The organism is Shewanella benthica KT99 (assembly GCF_000172075.1).
Lineage (GTDB): Bacteria > Pseudomonadota > Gammaproteobacteria > Enterobacterales > Shewanellaceae > Shewanella > Shewanella benthica_A.
Map to the genome: position 1 here is coordinate 56,905 of NZ_ABIC01000007.1, position 26,616 is coordinate 83,520.

At 46.0% G+C, this 26,616-nt stretch carries 21 protein-coding genes and 6 pseudogenes; 14 read left to right on the forward strand and 13 right to left on the reverse strand.

Annotation, left to right across the window (positions count from 1 at the left end):
- Window positions 1-18: 18 nt before the first annotated feature.
- From KT99_RS04675 to KT99_RS04685, 3 genes are all read left to right on the forward strand, one after another.
- Window positions 19-579 (forward strand): DUF4136 domain-containing protein, encoded by a 561-nt coding sequence (locus KT99_RS04675; protein ID WP_005497537.1) that lies wholly within the window; start codon window positions 19-21, stop codon window positions 577-579.
- 525 nt (window positions 580-1,104) lie between these two features.
- Complete coding sequence (locus KT99_RS22650) at window positions 1,105-1,440, forward strand: hypothetical protein (RefSeq protein ID WP_232504245.1); 336 nt, start codon at window positions 1,105-1,107, stop codon at window positions 1,438-1,440.
- A gap of 391 nt (window positions 1,441-1,831) precedes the next feature.
- Entirely contained in the window at window positions 1,832-2,674 is an 843-nt protein-coding gene (locus KT99_RS04685; RefSeq protein ID WP_005497540.1) for a mechanosensitive ion channel family protein, read from the forward strand.
- 223 nt (window positions 2,675-2,897) lie between these two features.
- Here KT99_RS04685 and KT99_RS20475 read toward each other — a convergent pair.
- Window positions 2,898-3,005 (reverse strand): annotated as a pseudogene (locus tag KT99_RS20475) (TRIC cation channel family protein); the annotation flags it as partial.
- Between the two features lie 304 nt (window positions 3,006-3,309).
- Between KT99_RS20475 and ltaE the strand changes: the two are divergent.
- Complete coding sequence (gene ltaE, locus KT99_RS04690; protein WP_005497542.1) at window positions 3,310-4,320, forward strand: low-specificity L-threonine aldolase; 1,011 nt, start codon at window positions 3,310-3,312, stop codon at window positions 4,318-4,320.
- A gap of 149 nt (window positions 4,321-4,469) precedes the next feature.
- On the opposite strand, the gene KT99_RS04695 is transcribed toward ltaE, so the two are convergent.
- The 3 genes from KT99_RS04695 to KT99_RS04705 all read right to left on the reverse strand — a co-directional run bounded on the left by KT99_RS04695 (window position 4,470) and on the right by KT99_RS04705 (window position 8,519).
- The gene (locus KT99_RS04695) at window positions 4,470-5,294 is read right to left on the reverse strand and encodes a hypothetical protein (RefSeq protein ID WP_005497544.1); all 825 of its coding nucleotides are present in this window, start codon (window positions 5,292-5,294) and stop codon (window positions 4,470-4,472) included.
- Window positions 5,295-5,381: 87 nt separating this feature from the next.
- Window positions 5,382-6,995 (reverse strand): alkaline phosphatase, encoded by a 1,614-nt coding sequence (locus KT99_RS04700; protein ID WP_005497546.1) that lies wholly within the window; start codon window positions 6,993-6,995, stop codon window positions 5,382-5,384.
- A 27-nt stretch (window positions 6,996-7,022) separates the two neighbouring features.
- Window positions 7,023-8,519: an alkaline phosphatase gene (locus KT99_RS04705; protein WP_005497548.1), complete on the reverse strand. Its 1,497-nt coding sequence runs from the start codon at window positions 8,517-8,519 to the stop codon at window positions 7,023-7,025.
- A 743-nt stretch (window positions 8,520-9,262) separates the two neighbouring features.
- On the opposite strand from KT99_RS04705, the gene KT99_RS23220 reads away from it, so the two are divergent.
- The 4 genes and pseudogenes from KT99_RS23220 (at window position 9,263) to KT99_RS22655 (ending at window position 10,540) form a co-directional block, all read left to right on the forward strand.
- Window positions 9,263-9,787 carry a BCCT family transporter gene (locus KT99_RS23220; protein ID WP_050774316.1) on the forward strand — a complete coding sequence of 175 codons (525 nt, stop codon included), beginning with the start codon at window positions 9,263-9,265 and terminating at the stop codon, window positions 9,785-9,787.
- Window positions 9,748-10,179 carry a BCCT family transporter gene (locus tag KT99_RS23225; protein WP_269764037.1) on the forward strand — a complete coding sequence of 144 codons (432 nt, stop codon included), beginning with the start codon at window positions 9,748-9,750 and terminating at the stop codon, window positions 10,177-10,179. Before KT99_RS23220 ends, KT99_RS23225 begins: the two co-directional genes overlap by 40 nt.
- A 67-nt stretch (window positions 10,180-10,246) precedes the next feature.
- Window positions 10,247-10,384, forward strand: a pseudogene (locus KT99_RS23230) (BCCT family transporter); the annotation flags it as partial.
- Window positions 10,385-10,396: 12 nt separating this feature from the next.
- A complete protein-coding gene (locus KT99_RS22655; protein WP_005497555.1) occupies window positions 10,397-10,540 on the forward strand; it encodes a hypothetical protein in 144 nt (47 codons plus the stop codon).
- 51 nt (window positions 10,541-10,591) lie between these two features.
- Here the strand turns inward: KT99_RS22655 and KT99_RS04715 are convergent, their stop codons facing one another.
- The 3 genes from KT99_RS04715 to KT99_RS04725 form a co-directional block, all read right to left on the reverse strand.
- On the reverse strand, window positions 10,592-11,098 hold the full coding sequence (locus KT99_RS04715; RefSeq protein WP_332370240.1) for a PhnD/SsuA/transferrin family substrate-binding protein: 507 nt from the start codon (window positions 11,096-11,098) through the stop codon (window positions 10,592-10,594).
- A 60-nt stretch (window positions 11,099-11,158) separates the two neighbouring features.
- Entirely contained in the window at window positions 11,159-11,386 is a 228-nt protein-coding gene (locus KT99_RS04720; protein WP_005497557.1) for a hypothetical protein, read from the reverse strand.
- A 111-nt stretch (window positions 11,387-11,497) separates the two neighbouring features.
- Window positions 11,498-11,860, reverse strand: coding sequence for a hypothetical protein (locus KT99_RS04725; RefSeq protein WP_005497558.1), 363 nt, complete (start codon window positions 11,858-11,860; stop codon window positions 11,498-11,500).
- Window positions 11,861-12,429: 569 nt separating this feature from the next.
- Here KT99_RS04725 and KT99_RS04730 point away from each other — a divergent pair.
- From KT99_RS04730 to KT99_RS04750, 5 genes and pseudogenes are all read left to right on the forward strand, one after another.
- Window positions 12,430-13,608, forward strand: coding sequence for an efflux RND transporter periplasmic adaptor subunit (locus tag KT99_RS04730; protein ID WP_005497559.1), 1,179 nt, complete (start codon window positions 12,430-12,432; stop codon window positions 13,606-13,608).
- 94 nt (window positions 13,609-13,702) lie between these two features.
- Window positions 13,703-16,828 (forward strand): efflux RND transporter permease subunit, encoded by a 3,126-nt coding sequence (locus KT99_RS04735; RefSeq protein WP_040571625.1) that lies wholly within the window; start codon window positions 13,703-13,705, stop codon window positions 16,826-16,828.
- Window positions 16,829-17,119: 291 nt separating this feature from the next.
- The gene (tnpA, locus tag KT99_RS04740) at window positions 17,120-17,443 is read left to right on the forward strand and encodes an IS66 family insertion sequence element accessory protein TnpA (protein WP_005497564.1); all 324 of its coding nucleotides are present in this window, start codon (window positions 17,120-17,122) and stop codon (window positions 17,441-17,443) included.
- On the forward strand, window positions 17,437-17,784 hold the full coding sequence (gene tnpB, locus KT99_RS04745; protein WP_005497566.1) for an IS66 family insertion sequence element accessory protein TnpB: 348 nt from the start codon (window positions 17,437-17,439) through the stop codon (window positions 17,782-17,784). The genes tnpA and tnpB overlap by 7 nt, the downstream gene beginning before the upstream one ends.
- A gap of 148 nt (window positions 17,785-17,932) precedes the next feature.
- A pseudogene (locus KT99_RS04750) lies at window positions 17,933-18,157 on the forward strand (transposase domain-containing protein); the annotation flags it as partial.
- A gap of 79 nt (window positions 18,158-18,236) precedes the next feature.
- Here the strand turns inward: KT99_RS04750 and yiaY are convergent.
- The 6 genes and pseudogenes from yiaY to KT99_RS20490 all read right to left on the reverse strand — a co-directional run.
- Window positions 18,237-19,385, reverse strand: a complete 1,149-nt coding sequence (gene yiaY, locus KT99_RS04755; RefSeq protein WP_005497570.1) for an L-threonine dehydrogenase — start codon at window positions 19,383-19,385, stop codon at window positions 18,237-18,239.
- Between the two features lie 306 nt (window positions 19,386-19,691).
- Window positions 19,692-19,937 (reverse strand): hypothetical protein, encoded by a 246-nt coding sequence (locus KT99_RS04760; protein WP_005497572.1) that lies wholly within the window; start codon window positions 19,935-19,937, stop codon window positions 19,692-19,694.
- Window positions 19,938-20,043: 106 nt separating this feature from the next.
- Window positions 20,044-20,913, reverse strand: a pseudogene (locus KT99_RS23495) (IS30 family transposase); the annotation flags it as partial.
- Between the two features lie 26 nt (window positions 20,914-20,939).
- Window positions 20,940-22,375 (reverse strand): IS66-like element ISSbe3 family transposase gene (locus KT99_RS04775; protein ID WP_086017578.1). Its coding sequence is split into 2 segments (ribosomal slippage): window positions 20,940-22,183 and window positions 22,183-22,375, totalling 1,437 coding nucleotides; the frame shifts between segments, so codons are not numbered across the junction.
- Window positions 22,376-22,475: 100 nt separating this feature from the next.
- Window positions 22,476-23,182 (reverse strand): annotated as a pseudogene (locus tag KT99_RS20485) (DUF6444 domain-containing protein); the annotation flags it as partial.
- 103 nt (window positions 23,183-23,285) lie between these two features.
- Window positions 23,286-23,405 (reverse strand): annotated as a pseudogene (locus tag KT99_RS20490) (helix-turn-helix domain-containing protein); the annotation flags it as partial.
- Between the two features lie 906 nt (window positions 23,406-24,311).
- Between KT99_RS20490 and malQ the strand changes: the two are divergent.
- Window positions 24,312-26,528, forward strand: coding sequence for a 4-alpha-glucanotransferase (gene malQ / locus KT99_RS04795; protein WP_005497577.1), 2,217 nt, complete (start codon window positions 24,312-24,314; stop codon window positions 26,526-26,528).
- The last annotated feature ends 88 nt before the right edge of the window (window positions 26,529-26,616 follow it).

The following is a 26,616-nucleotide window of genomic DNA, read 5'->3' on the forward strand; positions in this document are numbered from 1 at the left end:
ATATCTGATGGAGTCAAAATGAAGAAGGTTATAGTTGCTTTGGTTGCACTGGCACTGAGTGCCTGTAGTACACTAAAAACGAGTTCAGATTATGATCCAGCAGCAAATTTTAACGATGTAAAGACCTATGCCTGGATCGTTAAAAAGACCCAAGACAGCACATATCATCTGGATGGTCTGATGGACCAGCGTATTCGTGCCGCAGTAGACAGCCAGTTATCGGCTAAAGGCATAACTCTTACCGATGCGGCCACCGCCGATATCTTAGTTAATTACCTGACCAAGGTTGATAAGAAAATTAACGTAGACACCTTCAGTACTAACTATGGTTATAACCCATATTATGGTTCTAGATGGGGATATAGTGGTAGCATGAATACTCAAACTAGGGTGCGTGAGTATGAAGTCGGCACCTTGATTTTAGACATGGTGAATCGTGAAACTGGCAAGCTTATCTGGCGTGGCTCTGTCGCCGATACCATTCGTGATCAGCATACTCCTGAGGAGCGTGCTGAAGTTATCAATCATGCTATCTCTGAGATGTTAGTCAATTATCCGCCTAAGCCAGAAGCTAACTAGTATTCCTGCTACGGTTAGCTTCATATACTAATCTCGTTCTAATGCGGAACAAGATGAAAGGCGCTTCAGTAGGAGCGCTTTTTTTTGGCCCAATTTATACCTGATCAGACATAGACTAAAGTCCAGCTTATCAATTTTAATAGGGTGTTATTCTCTAACTCCATACCAGACATCCGGTAAATGTTGCTGATTATAATTGCTTGGAGCCCTGTCTCTGGCACCTATGATCAACTGCCTGTGCAATTTTAATAGATCCATATGTTTAGCTTTCGAACTGACCGTGTTTGTCAGCGGCTACTGACTGCACCGATTTAGTGACTTAGCTAACTCGATTGGCTAAATTAGTAAATATTGGATTTTCGTGACTCGCGTAAAGTTTATAGTGCTAAGTAATTGCGAAATTTGCAGAAGGATATAAAATACGCCATATCTGCGAGGATAATCTTTAGCATTTCACGTCAGGGCCGATGAGCTATATAAGCCTGAGGCACAAGCCATAGGCGTCAATGGCCATATAGGTTACAAATGATGAATAAATGTTGGCTAACTTTATTATTTTTTATTGGGCTTGTTCTCAGTCCGGTAGCATTTGGCTGGAATGATAGTGATAAAGATGGGGTACCTGATATTAAGGATGCCTGTCCGCATACGCCCATGGGCGTACTTGTCGATGCTTCAGGTTGTGACAAGAGTCGATTATTTAAGCCGATTTGTTTCAGCACAAGTGATGACAAGGTTTATCCCGAGACTTGTATCCAGGCCACTGAGTTAGCGTTAAACTTTGAGTTCGCTAAGACAGAGATACTCTATTCGCAATGGCCTGTTCTCGCTCAAACAAAACAATTTTTTACAGCTAAATGACGTTAAGTTATGCCTCATTGGACATACTGATTCCGTCGGGAGTGTAGAGGCCAATCTGCTCTTATCCGAGGCAAGGGCAAAACTGTCATGGGGATCTTAGTTGATGATTATGGCTTTGACCCAGAGCGCTTTATCGTGAGAGGAATGGGAACACGATCTCCACTTAGTACAAATGATACACCAGTAGGCAGGGCCTTAAATCGACGGGTCAATTTTTTGGTGGAGTTAAGTCACTAGGTGTCTAAAAGTAGGGTTCAGAGAGCCGCTTAGAATTTTTATTTGAATTAAACCTGAAATAAAACAGCTCATATTTATATGGGCTATTTTTCGGTGTTAAATTTGAATTGCGTTAACTCAGACATTTGTTTGGGAAAATTTAAGGGAGTAATACATGGAAAACTTGGAAGGTTTGATCGAGCAAGCGCCAGAGCTTATCGTGACCTATGGCATGAAGATCATTTTTGCGATTGTTATTTTTATTATCGGTAAATACTGTGCCGGTCTTGCTAAGAAGCTATCTAGTAAGTTGATGACCAAACGTAAAGTGGATCCTACCGTTGTCTCATTTGTTTCAAATATGGCATGGTCACTGGTGTTTGTGTTCACCATAGTGGCCACGCTTGGACAAATTGGCGTACAGACAGCATCACTGGTTGCTGTTATCGGTGCCGCGGGTCTAGCGATTGGCTTGGCCCTACAAGGCTCACTGTCTAATTTCGCTTCAGGCGTCTTGATGGTGATGTTTCGCCCGTGTCGTGTCGGTGATTATGTTGAAGCCGCCGGTATCGCGGGTACAGTCAATGAGATCACTATATTCTCAACTAAGCTATTAACACCGGATAATAAACTTATCGTAGTGCCAAACTCGGCCATGATGGACGGCACAATCACTAACTACTCTGCGATGGAGACTCGTCGGGTCGATTTCGTTATCGGTGTTTCTTATGATGCAGATCTTCTTGAAACGAAGAAGGTACTGACACGCGTTATTGAGAATAACCAGTATGTATTGAAAGATCCTGTTTGCACTATCGCACTGTCTGAGCTTGCCGATTCGTCGGTTAATTTCGTGGTTCGCCCATGGGTTAAAGGCAGCGATTACTGGCCAGCTTATTTTGAAATTCTAGAGCAGATTAAACTTGCACTGGATGAAGCTAACATAGGTATTCCATATCCTCAGGTGGATATTCACTTGAAAGAGACACCAGCAGTTGCATCTTCTGTAGCAGCTTAAGTCTACACTCTTATAGTGACAGTTAGGTCTTACTCACACGCTAGCGCATCGAGTAAGCAGGCTTGAAATAAGATAGCTGAAAGTTAGACGGCTAAAAGTTAAAAAGGAAAAAGGTCGGCATTTGCCAACCTTTTCTATGTCTGGAACATTTATGCCACTAAAATCCTAGGATCTAGATCCTCAGGGCCTAATGTAGCTCACCATATTGATAATCAAATTTTGGATTGCACAAGATGTCACGAATAATGCCACCAAAAACCCCCGTTACTAGCGGGCTATACCCGAGTAATAGTGTCTTCTGGGCACCGACAATAGAAAATACTGCTAAGCCAGAGAAGGCTGATAAATTGAACTTCTTGCATAATAAAGAGTGCCACTGAGTAAAAGGAGACGGATTCTGCCTGATGAAAAGCCAAAGAGACAGGTATAAATATTGTTTAACTGTTCATTTGTCGTCATTTGGGTCTGTTGTTAATGTCTTGTCGGTTTTTTATGGTGTAAAGCCCGGTTTAACTGGGGATGATTGCTGACTTTGTCTTATGCTCTAACGACCTTTGTTTTTGGCGGGTAAATACTGGTACTCGCTATGTTCAGGGAGTAGTATTCATGCCTCAAAATCATAAACAGAGGCTAAGATGATCGATTTTCGCAGTGATACAGTAACCAAGCCAACGACTGCAATGCGCGCGGCAATAGCCAATGCCGAAGTAGGAGATGATGTTTATGGCGATGATCCTACGGTAAACAGTTTAGAGGCAATGGCCGCCGAGATGTATGGCTTCGATGGTGCCTTATTCACTTCATCTGGTACTCAAGCAAACTTATTGGCACTGATGGCTCATTGTGAGCGTGGTGATGAGTATATTTGTGGTCAGCAAGCGCATAACTACAAGTTTGAAGGAGGCGGCGCGGCAGTACTCGGCAGCATCCAGCCTCAGCCTCTTACTAATCAAGCTGACGGCAGTATCTTACTTACCGATATTCAGGCGGCAATTAAGCCTGATGATGTCCACTTTGCTCGCACTCAACTGCTCAGTCTCGAGAACACCATAGGGGGTAAAGTCTTGCCCCAGGCCTATTTGGCACAAGCGCAAACGTTAGCATTCGACAACAAGCTGAAAATCCACTTAGATGGGGCTCGAGTCGCTAATGCGGCCGTTGCGCAAAATATCGCAATCGCTGACATTACCCAATATTTTGATTCCGTTTCTATCTGCCTCTCTAAAGGCCTGTGTGCCCCGGTAGGATCCTTGCTTTTAGGTGATGAGCGCTTAATTCATAAAGCCAGGCGCTGGCGCAAGATGCTTGGCGGTGGCATGCGCCAAGCCGGTATTTTAGCCGCAGCGGCTAAACTGGCTATCACTGACCAAGTCGATCGTCTGGCTATCGATCATGACAATGCGCGCTATTTAGCCGAGTGTCTGTCTGAGCTTGATGAATTTGAGATAGATCTGACGCAGGTGCAAACCAATATGCTGTTTGCTGAGGTAAAGCAAGATGTGGACATTATGCATATTGCGACTGAGCTCAAGTCTCAGGGGATATTAATCAGCCCAGGCTCCACTTTGAGGCTAGTGACCCATGCCGATATCAGCCGAGCCGATATCGATACCTTTATCGCTAAACTAAAAGGCTTGTTGGCTTAACGCTGCTGGTTATTGGCTAATTTTTCAGAAATGAGTAAATCGGGTCATAAAAAAGTCTGCCGAGGCAGACTTTTTTGTTTTTACTATTCGCAGCAGCAAGGCTAATAGCAAGATTCGTTATCTACTGTTAGCGTCTCATTAACGTATCGTTAGTGTGAGTGGCCACTATGACCATCGCCGGGCATCTGTTGTCCGTTACTATTATAAAATCCTGAGCTGCCGTGTTGAATGAAGCCCTGAGTGATCATCTTGGCGATAAAGGGATCTGACTCGCTGTCGCCGACATCGGCAAAATCGATATCTTTGTATCCCGCAGTCAAGGTCTTAAAATCCACTGATGTGACAGGCTTCACCTCGATGAGTTGATAAGTGAGTCGTTGCTCATTTTCACCTGTCGTGAGGCGATAGGGGAGTTCGAGTGATGTTGCCCACTGCAGGCTCACCTCTAGCCCTCCCTGTTCACCGCTAAAACTCTCAAGGGTCAGGCAAGTGTGCTGGATATCATCGGCTTGCTTAAGCTCAGAGCGTACATCTGGTGAGACTAGATGAAAGACTTGTTCTAAATCATAGCTGATATTGAGGGATAGAAGGTCGCCGGTGCGATAACTCACGGAGCGCTTATCCATTGGAAAATAGCGAATATATTCGCCGTTGCGCTGCCAGGCCTCGAAGGTTTGCGGCGACCTTTGGTAGATAACCGTATCTTGGTAGCGTGTCAGTTGCAGCTCATGGCTTAGCTTACCCGAGTCATCTCCCTTGAATATCACATAAGTTGCGCTGAGCTGGCTTGGGGATACGCCGTCGCATACCTGCCGCGCCTTGTGAGCCAGCTCGACACCCAAGGCTGGCTGGGCCTGCGTCGATTGGCTCGCTGTTAATAGGTTAGCTGCAGTGGCATGACTCGCTGTCGAATGAGCCGACACTGTGTGAACGAAACAGACGAGTAGGGCGGCGCTAAGCAAAGAATACTTCATAACAACTCCTGTGCTTTGGATTGTTTGAGTGAAGGCCGTCTAAGTCATACTGATGGGTATAAGATTAGACGGCCCGATAAACAGAGCTTATAGAGCCGTTTCGGCTTTTTCGACTAAGCTAGCGGCGTGGTTTATCACATGGAAAATATGGTTCTGCTCTACAGTGCCTTGCACTAAGTGTGCACCGGGTCCGCTGGCAAAAATTGCCACATCTTCACCCGCATGGGTTTCAGAGCTTAATGGCACCAAGGCTTCTTGATGGAATCCAGCACTTTGTGTATCCACATAGTTGAGGTCGAAACGACCGGCTGCTATTGGTAGGCCATAGCGCTCATCTCCGCCAGTTTCCAAGGCTGCGTAACCGCGACCATTGGTGTAGCCCACTGTTGTGTAGGGCATGCCGTTGGCATCGGTAGAGTTAGTGACTGCAGGCATACCACTGGCATCATTGCCCTTCACTAGCCCTAGGATTGGATTACCTCGAGTCGGGTATCCGGCAATGGTGAACACATGGCTGTGATCTGCGGTAACTATAAGCAGAGTATCCTTGCTAGAGGTTTTTTCCATGGCGACGCGCACGGCTTCAGATAGAGCAATTGTGTCATATAGTGCTCTGGCGGCATTGCCTGCATGGTGGGCGTGGTCGATGCGTCCCGCTTCTACGATAAGCATGAATCCCTTATCATTCTTCTTGAGAATGTCGATAGACTTGGCCGTCATCTCGGCAAGGGATGGCTCGCCAGTCGCGCCGTCTATCGTACGGTCGTAGTCATATTCCATATGAGATGAATTAAACAGGCCAAGGACATGGTCAGTGGTTGCAGGGTCTAATGCTAAGAAGCTGTCTCTGTCGGCAACATAAGCCGAGTTGGCATATTTAGCGGTCCACTCAGATGTTAAGTCACGGCCATCGAGTCGCTTACCACTCTTGCCTTCAGGACCTGTCATTGTCTCAGGGATAAATGCGCGACGTCCGCCACCCATAATCACGTTGATACCCGAGCCGTAGCTGTAATCCAGCAGTTGAGCCGCGATATCTTTACAGCCGTAGGTTATGGCTTCTGGAGTCAGATCCGCATCACTTTCCCAGTTGCGTTCAGGAGTATGGGCATAGGTTGCGGCTGGGGTTGCATGGGTGATACGGGCGGTAGAAATCACTCCCGTGGACATGCCGGCGATAGAGGCAATCTCGATGGAAGTCATTAGATCTTGTCCCTGAGTCGAGGCACAATTTCCGCGAATCACGCCTTCTGCCTGTGAAAGTACACCTACATCGGTTTTAACTCCTGTAACCATGGCCGTCATGGTGCCAGCAGAATCGGGTGTTTGACCGTCAACGTTGTAGGTCTTAGCCAGGCCAAGATAGGGTAGGGTCTCGAACGAAAGTGAGTTTTCTTCGCCTGTGTTGCCTTTAAGTTGACCATCTAAGATCCTAGCCGCTGTTACAGTAGAAATACCCATACCATCACCGACGAAAAGAATAATATTCTTCGCCGCGCCGCTCTGGTTATTAACCGTTAGTTCACCGGCCTGAATTACACGACGTTGGCCATCTATGTACCACTCATTGACTGCGGACCAATCTTTACCATCGCTGCCATTGTTACCGTCACTGCCGTTTGTGCCATTGTCACCGTCGCTACCACACGCCGCCAAACCTAAAATTGCTGCCATCGACAGTACGAGAAATTTCTTATTCATGATTTGCTCCAGATGAGTACTGTTTGATTAGTATTTTGTGCCGCCAAGCGATTGCGCCTGGTTGATGATATGGAAGATCACATTCTGCTCGATAACACCTTGAGCCAGATGAGCGCCTGGGCCAGTTGCATGCAGGCTGATATCTTCACCCGCGTGAGTTTCACTTCTTAAAGGCACTAATGCCTGTTGCTGGAAATTTTTTTGCTCTGTATCGACCGATGAAAGATCATCACGCTGGCCGATAACGGCCCCGGGGCCATTGGTGTAGCCTAATGTGGTATATGGACTGTTATCTTTTGCTATGGCTAAGTCACCACCTACATTATGCACCAGACCTAAAATTGGATTACCACGCTCCGGGTAACCGGCAATGGTGAATACATGGCTGTGATCTGCGGTGACCATGATTAAGGTTTCATCAGGATCAGTATTTTCAAACGCGGCTTTTACCGCATTCGAGAACTCCACCGTGTCCACTAGGGCGCGATAGGCGTTACCCGCATGGTGAGCATGATCGATTCGGCCCGACTCGACGATAAGCAAGTAGCCTTTTTCATTCTTGTTGAGGATCTCGATGGACTTGGTGGTCATCTCTGTGAGTGAGGGCTCACCTGCGGTGTCATCTAAACGGTCTGCCTCATATTCCATGTGTGACGAATTAAACAGGCCAAGCAGATGATCTGTGGTGCTGGCATCTATGGCATCGAAACCTGCTTTATCCCACACGTAGGCGGCATTGCTGAAGTTTTCAGTCCAGGCCTGAGTGAGATCCAGGCCATCACTGCGACGACCCGATTTATTCTCACCGTCGATCACGGTATCTGGTATAAAATTACGGCGTCCGCCCCCGAGGGCTACGCTCAGAGCATTAGCTTCATCACGCATCACTAGTTGATACGCTATGTCTTTACACTCATTGGTTATGGCTTCAGCCGGCAGATTGCTGTCGGCTTCCCAGTTTCGCTCTGGTGTTGCGGCATAAGTCGCAGCAGGTGTCGCGTGTGTAATACGAGCCGTGCTGACCACGCCGGTAGATAATCCTTTAGCATTGGCTAAGTCGATTAGAGTGATTAACTCGTTGCCTTTAGATGATAAGCAGTTACCGCGAATGCTGCTATCTGAGACAGATAACATTCCAGCTTTAGATTTAACTCCGGTGGCCATGGCCGTCATGGTGCCGGCTGAATCTGGAGTCTGCTGATTGGTGTTATAGGTCTTAACTAGAGCCGTGTAAGGAAATTGCTCGAAGCTGAGAAAATTCTCCTCACCACCGTCATTTCCTGAGATCTGCTGACCTTGAAAGATACGCGCCGCCGTGAGTGTCGAAACCCCCATGCCATCACCGACAAACAGAATGACATTTTTGGCTTGGGTCTTGTTCGTTAGCAGGGTTTTATCGCTGACCAGCTGTGCACTGGTTTTGAACCATAGACTGTCAGTTTGCGTAGCAGGTAAAACCGCGGCGTTGGCTGCCATAGTCACTAAACTGCATGAAACGAGTGCCGCTACTTTTTTCATATTCATCACTATCATCACCCTTATTGTATTGAGGTATGTTGGGATTTCATTTTTAGACGCGACGATTGTCTATGTTTTTCATGACAGAAATGGGTTGGATATGTGTAGGTTTTGTGACTCTGTTGTGGGGGCTGAGGCTCTTATACCATTCCACATAAGTATCTGGTCAGTTCAGAGGCTCTCAGATTTTTCAATTCAAGGCGCATTGATGAGGAAATGGTTATTCCCTTTTAAGTCAATGCAACACCGAAGTGGAAACACTGAGAGCCTCACGCAGTGCGGCTGATGTTTAAAGCAAAGGGCAAAGCCCTTTATGCTACGTTGAATGTTTTCGATATACGACTGCATGGTCTATTTTGTTCCATACAAAATAAGACATTTCCTCCTTCCATGGAGGTCAGATGCAGGAGGTACGAGCCCATGGACGGGTGAAGGTAGAATAATGCAGGAGCAATTATCGAGAGCAACGCAGGAGCTGTTGCCGAGAATAACTATTAGCTTCAAACATTCGCCTTGCCTACAGTGCTTTGAACTCCCGTTGAATGATTAGATACTTACTCGGAATGGTATTAGGCACGAGAATTCGAGAGATCAAGCCTTCGAGGGCTGGGCATAGGCTTAGTCCTTTTTATTGCGGGTGTGTTAGGCTAGGGGCCAATTCATACCTTTCGGCCTGTGTTTGTTACCGCGCCGGACATTAAAATCTTATCACCCCTATGAACACACTTAACCATTCCATTCAAAACCTAATGAGTAAATTGAGTCGGGAGTCCATAGGACTTATTTGCTGTTGTATTGCGGCGGCAGCCTTCCTCATCTTCCCCGAGACAGCAATATCTTTGGTGGCAGGGGTAACGGCTTACGCCATTCACGAATTTGGCCTGGCTTTCATCATCATTCCCTCCCTATTTGTGATTTTATCTCTGGCTATCGCCTTGAGTCCCTGGGGTAAAATTAAGTTAGGTAAAGATAGTGCTCTGGCCTTGACCTATTTTCATTGGGGGCTGCATGCCTGGAGCCTCTATGCTATTTCAGGTTTGGTGATGGCATGGTTTGCCTTCAATAAGTCCAGACCTATGACTATCTCGGCCAGCTTCACCGATAAACCTGAGTCAAGCTGGTATCAAGTATTCGATCTTCTGGCTGTGGTGGCGGTGATCTTCGGCGTCGCGGGAACCTTGGCTAATACCATAGCCTTAGTGCAGAGTGGCGTGGAGCATAGGCTCAGATATTGGTGGAGTTTCGACTCGGCCTACTCGTGGCCATCACCTTAGCCTTCACCCTTTCATCTACCATGGGGTTGGATAAGGGGAACAAGCGGATGAGTCTGTTCAACCTGCTGTTAGTGATTGTTATGCTGGTAGCGGTGTTAGCCCTGGTCGACCCTCTATCTGTCGCCAGTACAGTGCTCACTTCGACTCTCACTTATCTGCAACTTTTACCATTTATCTCTTTCTCTATCGATATGGATTCTCGTCAATGGAGTGAAGGTTGGAGCATCATCTATTTTGTCTGGTGGATTGCCTTGGCACCTTTTGTCGGTCCCTTCATCGCTCGAATCAGTCGTGGCCGTACCATACGTCAATATCTGCTGTGCACCATACTCATACCCACTATGACCCCATTGTCTGGTTCAGCACCTTCGGCGGCAGCGTATTCGAGATGAGTATCTTGCCTGATGTGGTACAGGCAACCGATAGAGATTTTACTCTGGGCCTGTCACTTTCTTCGATAACCTGGCTTTTGGAAAAATCCTGACCTATGGCGCCATCTTGCTCTTGATAACATTTGTGATCACCAGCGCAGATTCGGCTATCTATGTCACTAGCATGATGACGGGAAGTCAGGCAGTGAAATCTAAGTTGATGTAGAGTCTGGTATTAGTGGCTATTACGGCAGCCTTGGTATTGAAAAATAATATCGACTTGAATAAACAGATCGCGATTTTTGGCGCGCTCCCCTTTACGCTAATTTTACTCGCTCAGGCAGGCATCATGGTAAAAGAGCTGATAAAACATAAGCCATAGATGTAAGTATAACGGATTGGATTGTATTGGATCGATATTTTGTGTCCTGGCTTAAATTTCGGCCCACTCTATTTTTTCGGCGCTCTGCGCCATTTTCCGAATAGGATCATAGTCTCTGTCCTCGGTGGCGGAGAAATGTGAAATCTCCACCTTGTCCAATATACTTAGGCCAACAGGATCTAAGTGCATCTCCAGCAAGAGATGTTTAATGCGTCTACGTAATTCAACCGGGACAAGCCTAGATATCATCCAAGGCGGGAAGCTGCTGGGGCCAAGGGTATCTATGACGCGCAGTTTTGAAGCAAGTTCTGGATTTTTTATTATCTCTAATTCCAGTACCCAGCTGTCGATAGCCGAGGCGTCGATCCGATTGTCTAAAATCATCTGTATCGAGTTCTGGTGGGCGCCTGATTCGATAATCTTGCCAAAATATCGACAATTTTTACCCATCTTAGCCAAATGGTCACGCACGACATAGGAGCCATGCAGGAGGTGAGTTTCAATGTGTTCATTTTCAATTCTGGCTGCGGGTTTAGTTTGAGGACTCAGTCTGGGTATTCAGTCTGAGTATTCAGTCTGAGTATGTAAACTGAAGGGCTAGGCCCAGATTCGATATACTTAGTTTGTTTTCTCACCTTCATCGCTTAAGTCTGCTTTAACCGATTTAACCGATTTGACCGCATCACGAGAGGCGTGGCCTATGGCCTTAGTTATATCTCTTGTAGCATGGCCTATCTCAGTAGTGACTTCCTTGGTGGTTTGGCCAATGGTGCGTCCTGCATCTTGTAGGTCGGCGCAGCCAGTCAGTCCGATAAAAAGCGCTAGAACCATCAGGGATAATTTCATATTTTAAATACTCAAAGTTATTGGTTCTTAAGGCGTAAAATTAACACTGCCTCACAAAAGAGGTAGTGCTAATTTAGTGTTTGGGGTTTTATACCCATCGATATTAGTAGACTAGAGCTTAGCTAGTTTTTCATCAAGATCTGTTATCAGGTGCTGCATGATCTCTTGTACCGATGTATCTTTCGTCGACTCATCCATGAAAATCTTGAAGGTCACTAGTACATGACCGTCGTCTTTAATTCGTTTGTTTTGCACGGAGAAATAGGCACTCTCGATCTCAGCCTCTCTGACGACGAATCCATCCAGTTCGAAGATACGGTTGCCTGAGTGGCCGTGCCATTTTGTGATTCGGCTTAATCCAATTTCGCAAGATTGATTAAACTCAATATGGTTTTGCCATGTCGTGGGGTGGGCAGGATCTTTAATGTGTGGGCATCGAACGGTATAGTTGTATACATGTGAGATTGCTGTCATATATTACCTACTTGTTTGCGAATACTAATGCCATCATAGACATTGCTTTTCTGAACGGTCAACTTTTATTCGTCTTTACTCATATAAATTTACTATCTCTGGTCTGTTTCTTCTTAACGAGAATAGTGAACTTGCTGTAACTCTTTTTAGCATGACTTAAACTCGGATAACCTTGTGCTAGATCTCATTTTTTACTATTTATCTCTCTTGTTTCGTCTTCGGTTAATAAATCAACAGCTAATGGACTATCCGCCCGTGTGTTTTTAGCTTATCCATTGCAACAATGAATGCCTATCAGAAAAGGTGATACTAACTAACTTTAGTGTTGCATGTTTACCGATGATAATCCGCACTCACTAGCTTGATCGACAGGTTAAGTGGCCAGAAATTGGGATACATATGTATTTCTAGATGTTGTTTAATTCACACAGAAGGCAGTTAGTGAACACTTGCTTGTGTATAAATTGTGAAATAAATGAAATAAACTTGTTAATGGCTATTAATGGCGCATATATCTGCTTATAATTTCACAATAAAAATTAAATATCTGAATTCTACTGGAGGCTTAAATGTTGGCCAGAACTGTTTCACTTTTAAAGTACTGCGCTCTTTTCATCGTTGCAGCGCAACTCACGGCTTGTGGGGAGGCTCCTGTGCCGCAAGCCCCTATGCTTCCCAGTGTGATAGTCAATACGGTGATCACTAAAGAAATTCAGTCTAAGTCTGAGATCGTGGGACGCACCAGAGCATCTGAAGATGTCACCATCAAGTCTCAAATCCAGGGCCAATTACTCAAGCGTGCGTTTATTGAGGGAGAAGACGTTAATGCTGGTGACCTGTTATTTGAGATCGATCCTGGCAATTATATTTCCGAATTAGCTCAGCAAAAAGCGGTGCTTAAGCAGGCATTCGCGTCGAGAGATGTGGCAGTAATGAATTGGCAACGTGGTAGAAAATTGCTTCCCGATGGCATGATCAGTGCGCAGGATATGGATGAGCTGACCTCTCGTAAACTCACCACCGCAGCGGGTGTGGTACAAGCCGAAGCCGCCGTACAAGGCGCCGAATTACAGCTCAGCTATACCAAGGTATATGCGCCTATTTCCGGTCGTATCAGTAATGCTAAGGTCAGTACCGGAGACATCATCACGCCAAATTCAGAGATGGCGAACCTGGTTCAGCTACAACCTATGTGGGTTAACTTTCAGGTTGCAGAGAAGAAACTTATCTCGGTTCAACAGAAATTGTCTCAGACTGCTAAACGTCAGGTACAGATTTCAGATATCGTGATCCGCCTACGTCTGCCTAACGGTACTATATTTAATGAGACGGGTTATATCGATTTTATCAGTAATAAAATCGATGCAGCGACGGGAACCTTACCCATAAGAGCAACTTTCAAGAATGATGCTAAGTTAATGTTGCCTGGTATGTTTGTGACTCTGATAATCGAATCACCCATCAAAGAGCAAGCCTTACTCATTCCTCAAGCCGCAGTACAGGAAGATCAGCAAGGGCGTTTCGTCATGGTACTCAATGAACAAGATGAAGTAGAGAAGCGCATCGTCGAGCTTGGCGAACGATTTGGAATCGACTGGCGCGTGTTGAGTGGCCTCGAAGATGGTGAGCGTATCGTCGTCGATGGCCTGCAGAAGATCCGTCCGGGTATCAAGGTCAAGGCTGTTGAGCAAAAAATAGTGCCATTTCAAGATACTCAAGCTACACCCACTGCCAGCGATGCTAAGTAGGACTATGTCATGATCAGTGAGTTTTTTATTGGCTTGGCCCTAAGTTTGCCTTTGCCTACATCAAATGTTTGCCTTGAAGATGGCGGGGAATGTCATGATTAGTGATTTTTTTATCAACAGGCCCAAATTTGCCTTCGTTATCTCGACGGTACTGACGCTTATTGGCCTGATTTCTATTCCAATTTTGTCGGTATCGGAATTTCCTGAGATAGCCCCACCGCAGATCAATGTGTCGACCAGTTATTCCGGTGCCAGTGCTAATATCGTCAGAGACACCATAGCCCAGCCGTTGGAAGCGGAAGTGAACGGTGTCGAAGACATGCTTTATATGGAGTCTAAGAGTGCCAACGATGGCAGCTACTCCTTGAGCGTGACATTCAAGGTGGGCACAGATGCCGATATGGCTCAGGTGAAAGTCCAGAACCGGGTACAACAGGCCATGCCTAGGTTGCCGGCTGAGGTGCAGCGACAGGGCGTTAAGGTGGAGAAACAGAGCCCAAGTATCTTGATGGTGGTGAACCTAATATCCCCCAATGAGACCTTCGACTCCCTGTTTATCACTAATTATGCCGGACTCAATATCACCGACTTTTTAGCGCGTCAAAATGGTGTGTCTAAAGTTCAGGTGATAGGCGCGCTGGACTACGCCATTCGTATCTGGCTTAACCCGGACAAGATGGCCAGTCTTGGGGTTACGGCGTCGGATGTTATCGCCTCACTACAGGAGCAAAACATTCAGGTCGCAGCGGGTCGTATCGGCGCAGCCCCTGTGGATCCGCAGCAACAGTTTCAGTACACACTGCAAACTAAGGGACGTTTGAAGGACCCTCAAGAATTTCGTGAGGTGATGATCCGCGCCAACAATGATGGTTCTAAAGTTATCGTCGGCGATGTGGCTCGTGTAGAACTTGGCTCCCAGACCTATGATGCACAAGGTCGACTCAACAATAAGCCTTCAGCCATTATTGCCGTCTATCAATCACCCGATGCCAATGCATTAGAGGTTGGGGCGGCAATTAAGGCCGAGATGGACAGATTGTCGAAGCAGTTTCCTAGAGACCTGGAATATGAAGTCCTCTATGACACCACAGCGTTTGTCGAAACTTCGATCAAAGAGGTAGTACAGACCTTGTTTATCTCCATAGCACTAGTGGTGTTAGTGGTGTTTATCTTCTTACAGGATATACGCTCGACTCTGGTACCTGCTATCGCGATCCCTGTTTCACTTATCGGTACATTTGCCTTCTTGCTGGTGTTTGGCATGAGCATCAATACGGTATCTCTGTTCGCTTTGATCTTGGCTATCGGTATTGTGGTCGATGATGCAATTGTGGTGGTGGAGAACGTCACTCGCCTGATGGAAGATGAGGGGTTATCACCCAAAGAAGCGACCTCTAAGGCGATGAAAGAGGTCACAGGACCGATTATTGCGACCACCTTAGTCTTGCTCGCTGTGTTTGCCCCAACGGCTGTGATGCCTGGTATCACGGGGCAGATGTATGCCCAGTTCTCTGTGACCATATGTATCTCGGTACTGATCTCATCGGTAAATGCATTAACCTTGAGTCCGGCTCTGTGTGCTTCCCTTCTTAGACGACCCAAGAAGCATACTAAAGGCTTTCATGCCACCTTCAATAAACATTTTGAACGTGTCACAGGCAAGTATATGAAGTTGGTTTCATCCCTGACTCGAAAGCTTTCCTTAGTCTTAGTTGTGTATGTCTGCCTGCTCGCCCTAACGGGAGGTCTCGCTAATATATTGCCATCAGGTTTCGTGCCCATGGAAGATAAGAAGGCCTTTATGGTCGATATTCAACTGCCCGATGGTGCGTCACTCAACCGTACTGAAGCTGTGATGAAAGACCTGGTCGAATTAACATTAGCCGAGCCTGGGGTCGAGAATGTGATCCATGCCAGTGGTTTTAGTATCTTGTCCGGTTCGGTTGCCTCTAATGGTGGCTTGATGATCGTGACACTTTCAAGCTGGGAGGAACGAAATACACCGGATATGGCCGAGGCTGCGATAGTGGCTAAGCTACAGGCTAAGTATGCGGCTAATCCTTCGGTGAAAGCCATGGCATTCTCATTGCCGCCTATACCTGGTGTGGGGAGTGTCGGTGGCTTCGAGTTTGTGTTGCAGGATACCCAAGGACGAACGCCTCAGGAGCTAGCTTCTGTGATGCGAGCCTTGATCATGAAAGCCAATGAACAGCCTGAAATTGCCATGTCTTTCAGTAATTTTCGCGCGGATGTGCCGCAGTTATATGTTGATATAGACAGGGACAAGGCCAAGGCGCTAGGCATCTCTCTCAACGAGATTTTCTCAACCATGCAGACCATGTTGGGCTCTATGTACGTCAACGATTTCAACCGTTATGGCAAAGTATATAGAGTGATCTTGCAGGCCGAGGGAGAATTTCGAAATTCTGAGCAAGATATCTCGCGTTTCTATGTTCGCTCTAACACAGGGGAGATGATCCCTCTGAGTACACTGGTGACTGTGGCGCCGATATTGGGTCCCGATGTGATAACCTCATATAACATGTTTAGCTCGACCACCATCAATGGTTTTCCTGCAGCAGGTTTTAGCTCGGGTGATGCCATTACCGCCATGGAGCGAGCGGCTAACCAGACTCTGCCTACGGGTTATACCTATGAGTGGACAGGTCAGACTTACCAAGAGATCAAGGCAGGTAACTTAGCGCCCTTGATCTTTGGCCTGGCGCTGGTGTTTACCTACCTGTTTTTGGTGGCTCAATACGAGAGCTGGACCATACCTTTCGCGGTTATCCTAGCCGTGCCTATTGCTATATTGGGGGCCTTCATCAATATCTGGTTGATGGGCTCAGACTTAAACCTCTATGCACAGATAGGTCTGGTGCTCTTGATCGGTCTGGCGTGTAAAAATGCCATCTTGATCGTGGAGTTTGCCAAGCAACTGCGTGAAGAGGGCAAGAGCATTCTCGAGGCGGGTGAGATGGCTGCAAAATTGAGATTCCGTGCGGTATTGATGACTGCGTTCTCTTTCTTACTCGGGGTCTTACCTCTGATTATCGCCACCGGCGCAGGTGCCGGAAGTCGACGTGCCCTAGGGTATTCGGTATTTGGCGGTATGTTAGCGGCCACTATCGTAGGAACCCTGTTAGTTCCTGTTTTCTATGTGATGATGCAAACGATGCGGGAGAAGTTTAAAGCTAAGGATAAGGCGGAAATAAGCTAAGTCTAAGTGTAAACGGCAACAAGATAAGCAACAGGCTCAGGACTCAAATCCTGAGCTTTTTGATGGTCGGCCTGTTTTTGTGAGTAACGTGAGTAATGTGACTAGGGTGATTAATTGCTGGTTTAGAGCTACTTTTAATAGACGGTACATCAGCCTAGGTGATGCACATGCAAATGACCTTGCAGCTGGTTATTTTCCGTAATAAAAAGCCGTAAGCGTCCGGGCAAGTACAACTTCAACAGATTTCATTGATCCGCCATATTAACTCCTGACTATTTATCAGGAGTTAATATGGCTAAACGTTCTCATCAAGATTGGGCTGCTTTGATAAGGCAGCAACCCGCCAGCGGCTTAACTATCACGGCTTTCTGTCGTCAGCATAAGTTCAGTATCAGTACCTTTTATGCCCGTAAAGCCAACAAAGATAAAATTAAAGCGGTCATGCCTTTTGCTAAAGCAACGCTGGCTCCGACAACAGCGGTAACGCCTCAAACTCAACTTTGTGATGCGCAACAGATGATACGTTTACAGCATCAAACAGGGGTATGGACCTTCCCAAGCTCGTTGCCAGCAAATTACTTACTTGAAATTATAAAAGGCCTGCAAGCATGTTGATGTTTCAGCAGCTTCCTAGTATTTATCTGCATAGAGAGCCCGTGGATTTTCGTAAGTCGATAAATGGCTTGGCCATCATCGTTGAGCAACAACTGTCGCTAGAGGCCACCGACGGCAGTGTGTTTATTTTTTGCAATAAAAGCCGCGATAAATTAAAAATATTGTACTGGGATAACACCGGCTTTGCGCTTTGGTATAAGCGCCTCGAACAGGCAAAGTTTAAGTGGCCAACTCAGAGTGAAGATGAATGTATGCGCTTATCTGAGCAAGAGTTTCATTGGCTGCTCTCAGGGTTTGATGTATTGGGACACCGTCAAGTTAAGGGCTTGAGTTACAGTTGATTGATCGCTATTACGTATGCAGTTTTCGATGATTAGATCACTGCATTAGCCTTATTCTGGATGACATTTGATATAATCACCCCATGATAACCTACCCAATGATATTGATTTGCTTAAGCAATTATTGCTTGAGGCAAGTCAACTTGTGGAACGCGCAGTAAAACCGTTTGTGATAGGGCGTAAAAACTGGTTGTTCAATCACAATCACCGCGGTGCCGAGGCCAGTGCCATTTTGTACAGCATAATAGAAACCGCCAAAGCGAATGGCTTAACACCGTTCGATTATATCGAACGGTGCCTAGAACAACTCTCTCACCCAAACTGCGACCTCAGCAGCCTCTTGCCCTGGCGCGTCAAACTCGGCAAGGCGTAGTTCGCCGGACGCTTACAAAAAGCCCATCCGGAGATGGGCTAATAAATTACTGACGGCTTAGCAGTCAATGACTCTCGTATTAGAGCGCATTAGTGAAGATCTGACAGATCTCTGCGTGTGTTGCTTGCTTAGGATTGGTAAAACCACATGCATCCTTCAGAGCGTTATCCGCTAGCGTCGGAATATCCTCGGCTTTGACGCCCAGTTTAGTCAAGTTTTCAGGGATCTTAACTGCAGCTGCCAGTACCTTGATAGCATCAATTGCTGCAGTTGCACCTTGCTCATCACTCATACTTGATACGTCGACGCCCATGGCCTTGGCAACGTCTTTGAGCTGTGGCGCGGCTACCTGTGCATTGTACTGTTGAACATGGGGTAGCAAGAGGGCATTACAAACCCCATGTGGTAGGTCGTAGAAGCCACCTAGCTGGTGAGCCATGGCATGGACATAACCTAAACTGGCGTTATTGAATGCCATTCCAGCGAGGAACTGAGCATATGCCATCTGTTCACGGGCATCGATATTTTGGCCATTATCGACCGCCTCGATCAGGTTAGCCTTTATCAGCTCTATGGCCTTGATGGCGCAGGCATCTGTGATTGGGTTTGCGGCAATAGACACATAGGCTTCGATGGCGTGAGTCAGTGCATCCATACCAGTTGCTGCTGTGAGTCCCGCAGGTTTCGCCAGCATCAACTCTGGGTCATTGACAGATAAGATAGGCGTCGTGTGTTTATCCACGATAGCCATCTTAATATGACGGGCCTCATCTGTGATGATACAGAAACGTGTCATCTCACTCGCCGTGCCAGCTGTAGTATTGATGGCAACCAGTGGTAGCTGAGGCTTGGCAGACACATCCAGGCCTTCGTAGTCCTTGATGCTGCCACCATTAGTCGCAACGAGGGCGATACCTTTGGCACAATCATGTGGAGAGCCACCACCGAGAGAGACGACGAAATCACAGTCATTACTTCTGAGTAGTTCAAGACCCGCTTCGACATTGCCACAAGTTGGGTTTGGTTGTACGCCATCGAAGATGGTGGTTACTATGCCTATGGCACCTAATTTCTCCACGACTTGGCCGACTAAGCCTAACTCTACTAAGGGTTTATCGGTAACAATGAGTGCGCGTTGAAAACCTAAGGTTTTGATATCACCTATGGCATCGTCGACGGCATCTTTGCCTAACACATTGACAGATGGGATATAAAATTTAGCAGCCATAAAATCACCTTTATGCTTGAATGTTAAAAGTTGTTATCATTTCTGGTTACTAAATTACCAATCTTGTTTTCCTAAAAGTGTGAGCTAGCTCTAAAAACGTCGCAGGTAGGGGGGATATTTGTTCGGAACTTAGAGGTTGGTTACTAAATCTGTAAATTTATGACAGAGGCGAGAATTATTCCTCCAGATCTATTGGCTACTTAAAAAATGGTGCAGTTATCTGAGCCAGTACGCCTGCCGTGCCCACCCCAAAAGGGATAATGAAACACTATTTGTGTAATTAATGTCTGGTAGCAATCAATTAACTCAGGTTACAAAATGATGAAAGGGCTTATAGTTGATCCCGATGTCATGTTGGCTGCATAAATTCTTATGAATATCAGCAAGGTTAATATTGGTTCTGGTTCCCAAAGTATTGAGGATTGCCAGCACCAACTGCATGGGTGAAATGTTGCGCATCCGCTGCATGAAATGACACTGTTTGGCTAATTGAGTGATGTTGCATGAGTTAAGAACACTTGTCAGTTGCTTAGGAATCGCGTTAAAATTCATCTTGTGCTCTCTCATTTTTGATTAGTGGTTCGCACTTACTATTTGATCATGAGATGAGTACAACTTCCAACTTTTATTAAATAACATTGGTTAATCATGGCTGGATTCAAGTAATAAGTGCAACACCCTGTCCCATATAGACCTCAAATGGAGTGAGGCCACCTAATACTTTTCTTGGCGTGAAATTAAGTAGCAAGATCCTTCTTTCAATTTCATCATCTGTCAGTTTGCCCATGTCGAATTTTTTTGGCCAAAAACGCCTGATCCGACCATTGGTATTCTCATTGGTTCCTCGTTGCCAACTGGCATAAGGCTTGGCAAAGTAAATATCTGCACCTATTGCCTTTGACACTCGAACGTGACCTGCAAATTCACCGCCATTATCTAACGTCACTGTCTTTACCGTGTGAACGGTTTTCAGCAGAGCAATCATTGCATCGCCAACTTCTTCTTTCGTTTTGCTAAATACACGTTTGGCTAGCGTAAAGCGGCTTGTGCGATCGACGAGTGTCACAAGGTGGGCACTCTGCCCGTGTACCGTGTCTCCTTCCCAATCACCTAATCGCGTCCGCGCATCCACAATATCAGGCCGCTCTGCAATATCGCCTCGATCAGGAATTAGCCTAACTCCCGCTTTTTTATTACGTTTTCCACCCTACCACCGTGTTTTACCAAACCTGGGCAACTGACGGTACAGGTGACCACCTTGCAACCTATTCTCTTCAATACGTCGGTAGATCGTCGTATGGCTAAGCGTCTCTGTGACTTTACTTTCAACCGTCATTCGCAGACTAATAGCCTCTGGAGACCAGCCTAAAATGACGGAGCCACGGATGATGTCATCTGTGTGGCTATGACGTTTGTTCGCTTTTAAGGATGTTCGTTTCCGTATATCACTCAGCGGGTGAGCCTCAGCACCTGAGTATCCATTAGGGGGTGAATTTCTATTCAGCTCCCGACTAACAGTGCTGTAATGGTAAGCATTCACCAGAGGGGGATTGACTAAGCTGAGGTTAGTCCAAATACGTCTGGGTAGTCGCATTTACCCACCACGCCCGCAATGATAGTGCTGATCACTGTTATCGGGGATAACTTGCGCTTCTTGCACGTTTCAACGACTGAGAGGATCCGAGATCGAAACTTCTCACCCCTATCTGAACTGGTGCCATAGCAGATCTTGCGCATGATCACGCTGCCACGCAAACAACGCTCGGCTTCGTTATTGGTCAAAGGTGTCCCTGGGTGATTGAGAAAAACCCATAAACCTTGCTCATATTTGAGAATATGCCGGCATCGGCCTGAGTAGCGTGAAGCGGGCACATTTTCCCCGCACTCAAGCCAGCGCTTAATATTGCGCCTTAGTCGTTGCATTCGCCGACGCCACATTATTTCGTCAACGTCACCGGCTTCATATCTATGTTGAGTGCGAAATACGGACTTGAATAGCAATACCAGTCGATTGCCGATACTCGCGGTAAGCCCCTTACCTGAATAATCGGCCATTTGTTGTAAATTACGCTGCACATGGGCAAGGCAAAATTGATGCCGTTCGGGCTCAATCCAGTTGTAGCTGGGACATTGGTCACTCACGACAATCGCTTGGGTATGCTCGCCTAATATCGATTTGGCTGCATCCTTATTACGAAAATATTTCACCTGTTGGAATACGGCATCCTCACTCGATAACAACCAGACCCAGCGGGTATGCTCTTCACCATTACGATTGTGCGTCGTCTCGTCAACATGCACTAATGACGCTTTTTTTATGTGTTGATGCAGAGCTTGGTGTGTCGGCGTCAGCATACTACTGACTCGCCCTTGCGCTTCAGAAATCAGACCGATAGAGAAATGAGTCCCGTATTGGTCTTGCAGTAAACGTTGAATTTTACGTACGCTCAGGTGATACAAGCCACTGAGCACAGCCACGTAACTGAGCAATCGTGGCCCCATCTGACCATCGGGAGCCTCTTCAGGCAAGGCTCCTTTGCTCACGGTGTTGCACTGCTGACAACGCCCGTGAAATAACTGGTATTCAGTTATATCAAGTGCAGGTTTAGGTAATTCAAATACCTGATGACGATAGCTTGGAGTCGGGTTGGCAATGACCTCGCCACCACAATCAGAACAACATGAATCGGGTAAGCAAGCGACTTGCTCATCGGTTGCGCTGAGTTCCGCTAATGGTCTTTTATGCCCCGTATGTCCAGGTTGAGCGCCAACCTTATTTCCACTACGAGGCGTTTGAGCTTTTTTCGCTCAGCCTTATCCGCAGGGGAGTCAGAGGATGGTGATTTGGATGAGTTTCTAGAGCTCAATGCTAGGCGGTCTTCATATTCACGTAACTTTTCCCACAGTTCTTGAATGAGTAAGTTTGCTTTTTTTTCACCGAGTTCAGCAACCGTAGGCGGCTCTGTTGCGAATTGTTTTTTCTTTTTCATGAAGCTATTTTGACACGGCAAAGAGATCGTTCAATAGCGATATGACCAAACCTTATTGATCATCAATTGATCGTGTCAATAAGGGGCTGGTGAACGGTTACGTCTCGTCAACATGCACTAATGACGCTTTTTTTATGTGTTGATGCAGAGCTTGGTGTGTCGGCGTCAGCATACTACTGACTCGCCCTTGCGCTTCAGAAATCAGACCGGTAGAGAAATGAGTCCCGTATTGGTCTTGCAGTAAACGTTGAATTTTACGTACGCTCAGGTGATACAAGCCACTGAGCACAGCCACGTAACTGAGCAATCGTGGCCCCATCTGACCATCGGGAGCCTCTTCAGGCAAGGCTCCTTTACTCACTGTGTTGCACTGCTGACAACGCCCGTGAAATAACTGGTATTCGGTGATGTCAAGTGTAGGTTTAGGTAATTCAAACACCTGATGGCGATAACTTGGCGACGAGTTAGCCACAACTTTACCGCCACAATCAGCGCAGCAACTATCTGGCAAACAAGCAATTCTCTCGTCAGTCTCTGTAAGCTTTGCTAATGGTCTTTTATGCCCCGTATGTCCAGGTTGAGCGCCAACCTTATTTCCACTACGAGGCGTTTGAGCTTTTTTCGCTCGGCCTTATCCGCAGGGGAGTCAGAGGATGGTGATTTGGATGAGTTTCTAGAGCTCAATGCTAGGCGGTCTTCATATTCACGTAACTTTTCCCACAGTTCTTGAATGAGTAAGTTTGCTTTGTTTTCACCGAGTTCAGCAACCGTAGGCGGCTCTGTTGCGAATTGTTTTTTCTTTTTCATGAAGCTATTTTGACACGGCAAAGAGATCGTTCAATAGCGATATGACCAAACCTTATTGATCATCAATTGATCGTGTCAATAAGGGGCTGGTGAACGGTTACCTGTAATGTACCCCGATCTCTTTGGCAATGCCTCTCAGTCCCATCCCTGTTTTACGAAGGGCTGAAATCTGGTATCGTGGCTCTTGAGTTAGCTGTCGGTACTGTTCGTTGAGTTTATTCATAACGGACTTAATTTTTGTGTGAGAGCTTAGATTGTGCCTTCAGCTGGCTCACTATTCAAATTTCAGCCTGTTGCACTTATTGTATTACTCCAGCACTATTCAAATTTCAGCCTGTTGCACTTATTGTATTACTCCAGCATCGCTACTTGAGCATAAAGTTCAATTTATAATGATCTTGCCGTGGGGAACATCTGATGTTGTTTATTTTTATTGCCTCATCTCATGTATAAGATATTATTGTTAAAGTTATTTTTATTTAAAATTAATTCTCTGTGGTTGATGTGAAAGATTTAAGTGTCGTTTGTATATAGGATGCAATCTGCATTATTTTGGGGGCTTGGCTTTTTATTGATTTTATTCAAATGTTGTCATTTATATGGGAAAGAGTTTTTAATTATATATATAGTGTAAACACATGATTTTAATTATAAGCTTGCAACTTAATTAGATGTCAACTTTAATTAATTAGTTTGGCATTAATTAAAAGTCGCAATCAATTTACTCTTTTCATAGTATTTAAGTTTAAATCTTCATGTAACCAATTGAAACTTATCTTGTATTTAAGGTTGTGAATGGGCCTGCTGAACGGTTTTTTCAAAATTCAAATAAAGCTGTATGTGATTTTATTATTATTTTTTTGACTTGGCTTAATAATGGAAATAAAGGTAGCATCTGCACATTAACTTGGTGGTCAATCTTGTTTGCTGTCTTGGTTTATTTCATTGCTTTTATTTTATAGTCTTTGGACTTTAGACTTTGATGATTTATTTAGTAAATAGTAGTTATTTACTATTTACATATTGCCAGTGATCTACTTTACTTGGTTTTGTTTTTTATAGCAGCTTCTCTGTCATCTGTTGCCGTGAATGTTATTGAGTATGTGTATTTCGTATAAGGACGACGAGTATGGGGCTGGAAAAGTTACTGTATCTGCAGGGCGTCGGTGCCGAGTTTATCAATTTCAGTGGCCAGAATATCCGTATCCCTGCTCAGGACAGAGAGGGAGTATTGAGGTGCATGCTGGATAAATTAGTCGATACTCGAGGTGAAATCGATGCAGAGTATCTGCAACGGCGTATCCATGAACTCGATGCCAAGCCATGGACCTTAGGGCTTCATGGTTTTCAGCATACCTATCTGGATGAGCCTGAGATCAGTTTGTATCTGCCCTATGGCTATCAAGATGAATTGACGCTGAGGATCTTGAGTGAATCGGGCTGCTTATTCAGTCTTAGCGTGCTGCCGGCCGATATGCAGATAGTCGATGATTATCACATTGACAAGACTCAATACTTACACTATCGCTTATCCCTGCTGAAGTTAATGCCAGTCGATTCCGTAGATGCCAATGGCGATACCGATACTGTTACCGAGTTGCAAGCTGATTTTCCTGAGATGATTGAGGCAAATAATCGGCGGTTGGGTCTAGGTTATCACAGTGCCGAGTTAATCGCGGGGACACACAGGTATTCGGGAATCGTCATGATGGCCCCAAGACAAGCATTTAGACTCTCAGATATAAATTCAGCTAAAGATTCAAATGAAAATAATGTCTCGAAGACTCAGCCTCGCCCTTGGGGGCTCAGTATTCAACTCTATTCGCTGCGTTGTGACAGCCAGTGGGGCATCGGAGATTTTGGCAATTTAACTGATATTATTGACTTGGTGGCCGCGCATGGGGGAGATTTTATTCAGCTGAATCCGCTGCATGCCTTAGGTATAGCAGAGCCTGAACAGGTGAGCCCCTATAGTCCCAGTGACAGACGCAGAATAAATCCCCTCTATATTCATATCCAAGGTGTGCCTGAGTATACCCAAGTAAAATATAAGTTGCAGTCAGATGAATTTGAGAGTCTGAGGCGCGCAATCAATATCGATAACTGGCTGGATTACCCCCAGTTGACCCAGCTTAAATATCGCGCTTTTGTTCATTTGTATCAAGAGTTTAATCAGTCAAACTCTAAAGAAACATCGGTTAGGAGGCAAGCATTCGATGATTTTGTGCATAGAGAAGGGCAAGCACTGACTCAATTTGTCGAGGTTGCATCGGCTAAAGCTAGGGATGACTTACCCAAGGACCTCAACTTTTATCGATTTTTACAGTTTGTTGCCGAAGAGCAAGTCTGTGCCTGTCAGGCATATGCCAAGCAAGCCGGGATGTCGTTAGGCTTGATACGAGATCTCGCTGTGGGTGCTAACCCGGAAGGAGTCGAAGTTAGGCAAAACCCGTCGCAATTTTGCCTCAGTGCCAGTATCGGAGCACCAGCGGATCCATTCGCGCCTCAGGGACAAAATTGGGGCCTGTCTCCCTTAGACCCACTGTCAATAAAGAAAGATGATTTTCAATATGTCACATCCATATTTCGGGCAAATATGCGTCACTGTGGCGCATTGAGAATCGATCATGTGATGTCCTTACTGAGAATGTGGTGGTGCCCCTTGGATGAAAATAACGGTCAGGGAGCCTATGTGTATTACCCCGTCGACAGTCTTTTCGCCATCCTATGCCTGGAAAGCTGGCGAGCCAGGTGCTGCATCATAGGAGAAGATCTCGGCTTGGTTCCCCCCGAGATGGATCTGCGTCTGCGAAACGCGGGAATTTATTCCAATCAGCTGTTCTATTTTTGTAAGCACAGCACAGGTTTCATGAGTCCTGATGAACATAAACAAGACAGTTTAATGATGCTGGCCAATCACGATGTGCCTAACTTAGCCGCGTGGTGGTCTACCAGCGATCTGCATTTGAGACGTCAGCTCGAGCTTATCGATAATGATGAAGCCTTGGGGGATGCCCTGAACGGCCGCGAGCTTGAGAAACAGCAGCTGCTTAGCCTGCTGATGGGTGTTGGTTGTATCGATAAATCTGTCACGGTCGACAGTCTGGAGTATGAGGCGTTACTTGAGGCCTGGGTCAGTGCCTCAGCCCTGAGCTGTTCGGCCTTATTTAGCGTGCAGCTCAGCGATCTCATTGGCGACATACACAGTGTGAATATTCCCGGGACCTGGCATGAGTATCCCAATTGGCAGCGACGCTTGCCTATGAGTTTCTCAGCTATAAAAGAATCTCCCAAGGTGAAGCTTCTGCTGGAGCGGATAAGGGCGACGAGAAACTCTGAATACTAAAGTTTAATTGCTGATGTTTGAATGCGCTCAGTCTGAGCGGTTATGCATCTTGATCAGCTTATAAGAGGTTACAGCAGGTTAGCCTGAG